This window comes from Oscillibacter sp. UBA6647, assembly GCA_002455655.1.
Taxonomy (GTDB): Bacteria; Bacillota; Clostridia; order Oscillospirales; family Oscillospiraceae; genus Oscillibacter.
Map to the genome: position 1 here is coordinate 1 of DKLF01000072.1, position 2,915 is coordinate 2,915.

Below are 2,915 nucleotides of genomic sequence, written 5' to 3' on the forward strand. Positions count from 1 at the left end.
TACTGGGTTTGAAAATTCTCCTGATGCGGCGGGTCTGGCCGATGCTTCGCGTCCCCGAAAACCGCGAAGCAGGCGCGGAGTAATCGCGCGGGGCATTCCTGCGGAAAAGAACTTTTGTCCATCACATCATGGACACAAACAGTCTCCGGCGTTTTTAACGCCGGAGACTGTTATACATTTTGTATTTTCTTGGCGAAAAATCACTTTCCGTACATAAACAAATCGCATTTCAGCATTCCGTTGTAGAGCTTGCGCTTTTTGTCCGCCTGTTTGCCAAACGACCGCTCAAACTCCGTATGGGACGAAAGCACCAGCACCCGCCACTTGGGCGGCAAGTCCCGACAGGCCGCGCCGAAGACGCGGTAAAGCGCCTCAGCCTCGCTCCGCTCCATCAGCCGCTCGCCATAAGGCGGGTTGGTGACCAGTTGGCCGTATTCGCTGTCCCGGTGAAATTTTGCCGCATCGGCCACTTCAAAGTGGACGCAGTCTCCCACACCGGCAAGCTCCGCATTATGCCGCGCCAGCTCCACCGCCGCCGGGTCGATGTCGCCGCCCCAGATATCGTAGGTCCCGTGAAACTCCCGGTCCCGCGCCTCCTGCGCCGCGTCCTGCCAAAGCTTTGCGTCCATGTTTTTCCACTTCTGGGCGGAAAAGCTTCGATTCAGGCCCGGAGCGCGGTTTTTAGCGATGAGTGCCGCCTCGATGGCAATCGTGCCGGAGCCGCAGAAGGGGTCGCAGAAGGGGTCCCGGCCCCGGTAACGGGACAGTGTCACCAGCGCCGCCGCCAGCGTTTCCCGCAGCGGCGCAACCACGCCCTGCGCCCGATAGCCACGCTTGTAAAGCCCCTCGCCGGAGGTATCCAGATACACCGTGGCCACGTCCCGTACGATGGCAAACTGAAGCTGATAGCGACTCCCCGTCTCCGGCAGCATCTCCATGCCGTATTTCTCCCCCAACCGCTTGGCGGATGCCTTTTTCACAATCGCCCGACACGCGGGAACAGAGTGTAGCTGGGAATTCAAGGAATAGCCCTTTACAGGAAATTCACCGTCCTTGGGAATATAGTCCTCCCAAGGGAGAGCGTAAACGCCCTGAAACAGGGCCTCAAAGTCCTTGGCGGGAAAGCTGCCCAGCTCCATCAAAACCCGCGCCCCGCAGCGCAGGTTCATATTCAGCCGGGCAATGTCCGCCTGAGTTCCCAGACAGTGGACCCGGCCATTCTCCGCCCGGACCTCCTGCAAATTCAACCGTTTCATTTCGTCCGCCACCAGACTTTCCAGTCCGAACAGGCAGGGTACCGTCAGCGTCATGGGCCGCGCCTCCTTTAAGTGTTTAAAATGTCTGCATCACTATACCAGATTTTCAAAAAATGTGCAACGCGGCAAACTTAAAAATTCTGGGCCGCGCCAAAAATGTGCTTTTATCTTGAAACCTTTCAGTCTCTCTATCCGTCTAATTTATAAAAACAAATTTTTCCGCGTGCATACCAGAATCAACCGCCTTGCGGGGCTGGTATTTTTCCCGAAGATGTGATACAATGAATGTATGAACTATAAATCATTTCTTTTTTATTGATTCTACCCCGTCGAATGCTTTCCAAAGGAGGTTTTTTTAATGATGATTTGGATTTGGCTGGGCGCCATAGTGCTCTTCGGCGTGGCGGAAGCCGCCACTGCGGGGCTTGTGTCCATCTGGTTCGTGGCAGGAGCGCTGGCTGCGCTGATTGCGGCAATGCTGAGCGCGTCCGTGCCCGTTCAGTTTGCGCTGTTTCTTTCAGTATCCGCCGCCGCGCTGGCGGCCACCCGCCCTCTGGTGCGGAAAATGAGGGCAGGCAAGGCCATTCCCACCAATCTGGACCGGGTGATCGGCCAGACGGGCAAGGTGACGGAAATCGTGGATAACGAAAATGCCACCGGCGCTGTCTATGTGGACGGCAAGACCTGGACGGCCCGCAGCACCGACGGAGCGGTTTTCCCCGTGGGCAGTCTTGTTTCCGTGTCCAAAATGGAGGGTGTAAAACTCTTTGTGGAAAAAAATATAATTTTGGAAGGAGTCAAATAAATGCCTATTCGTATTGAAAGCATCGCCCTGATTATCCTGGTGGTTCTTGTTTTACTGCTGATCGTCAGCAACATCGTCATCGTTCAGCAGTCCAAAGCCTATGTGGTGGAGCGTCTGGGCGCATTCCGCACCGTGTGGGGTGTGGGTTTGCATTTCAAGCTTCCCTTTGTCGAGCGGATTGCAAAGCGGGTGTCCCTGAAGGAGCAGGTGGCGGATTTCGCGCCCCAGCCTGTCATCACCAAGGACAATGTCACCATGCAGATCGACACCGTTATTTACTTCCAGATTACTGATTCCAAGCTGTATACGTATGGTGTGGAGCGTCCCATGAACGCCATTGAAAACCTCACCGCCACCACTCTGCGAAACATCATCGGCGACATGGAGCTGGACCAGTCTCTCACCTCCCGCGACATCATCAACACCCGGATGCGCGCCATTTTGGACGAAGCTACGGACCCTTGGGGCATTAAGGTAAACCGGGTGGAGCTGAAGAACATTCTTCCCCCCAAGGAAATTCAGAACGCCATGGAAAAGCAGATGAAGGCAGAGCGGGAACGCCGCGAGGCCATCCTTCAGGCCGAGGGCCAGAAACAGAGCCAGATTCTGGTGGCAGAGGGCGAAAAGCAGTCTGCCATCCTGCGGGCCGACGCGGCAAAGCAGGCGGCCATTCTCCACGCTGAGGGCGAGGCGGAGGCCATTATGAAGGTCCAGCAGGCCACGGCCGACGCGCTGCGCCTGCTGAACGAATCCAGCCCCAACGATCAGGTCATCAAGCTCCGGGCGCTGGAGACGATGGTGAAGGTAGCCGACGGAAAGGCCACAAAAATTATTATCCCCTCCGAACTTAAGGG

The 2,915-nt window shown here is 56.1% G+C and carries 3 protein-coding genes; 2 read left to right on the top strand and 1 reads right to left on the bottom strand.

The window, feature by feature from the left end:
- Positions 1 to 200: 200 nt before the first annotated feature.
- Positions 201 to 1,310 carry a THUMP domain-containing class I SAM-dependent RNA methyltransferase gene (locus tag B2W96_RS05310; RefSeq protein ID WP_293009248.1) on the bottom strand — a complete coding sequence of 370 codons (1,110 nt, stop codon included), beginning with the start codon at positions 1,308 to 1,310 and terminating at the stop codon, positions 201 to 203.
- A gap of 304 nt (positions 1,311 to 1,614) precedes the next feature.
- Here B2W96_RS05310 and B2W96_RS05315 point away from each other — a divergent pair, with 304 nt between their 5' ends.
- The gene (locus B2W96_RS05315) at positions 1,615 to 2,061 is read left to right on the top strand and encodes an NfeD family protein (protein WP_293009249.1); all 447 of its coding nucleotides are present in this window, start codon (positions 1,615 to 1,617) and stop codon (positions 2,059 to 2,061) included.
- Positions 2,062 to 2,915, top strand: an 854-nt coding sequence (locus tag B2W96_RS05320; RefSeq protein WP_293009250.1) for an SPFH domain-containing protein, incomplete at its 3' end; no start/stop codon positions are given.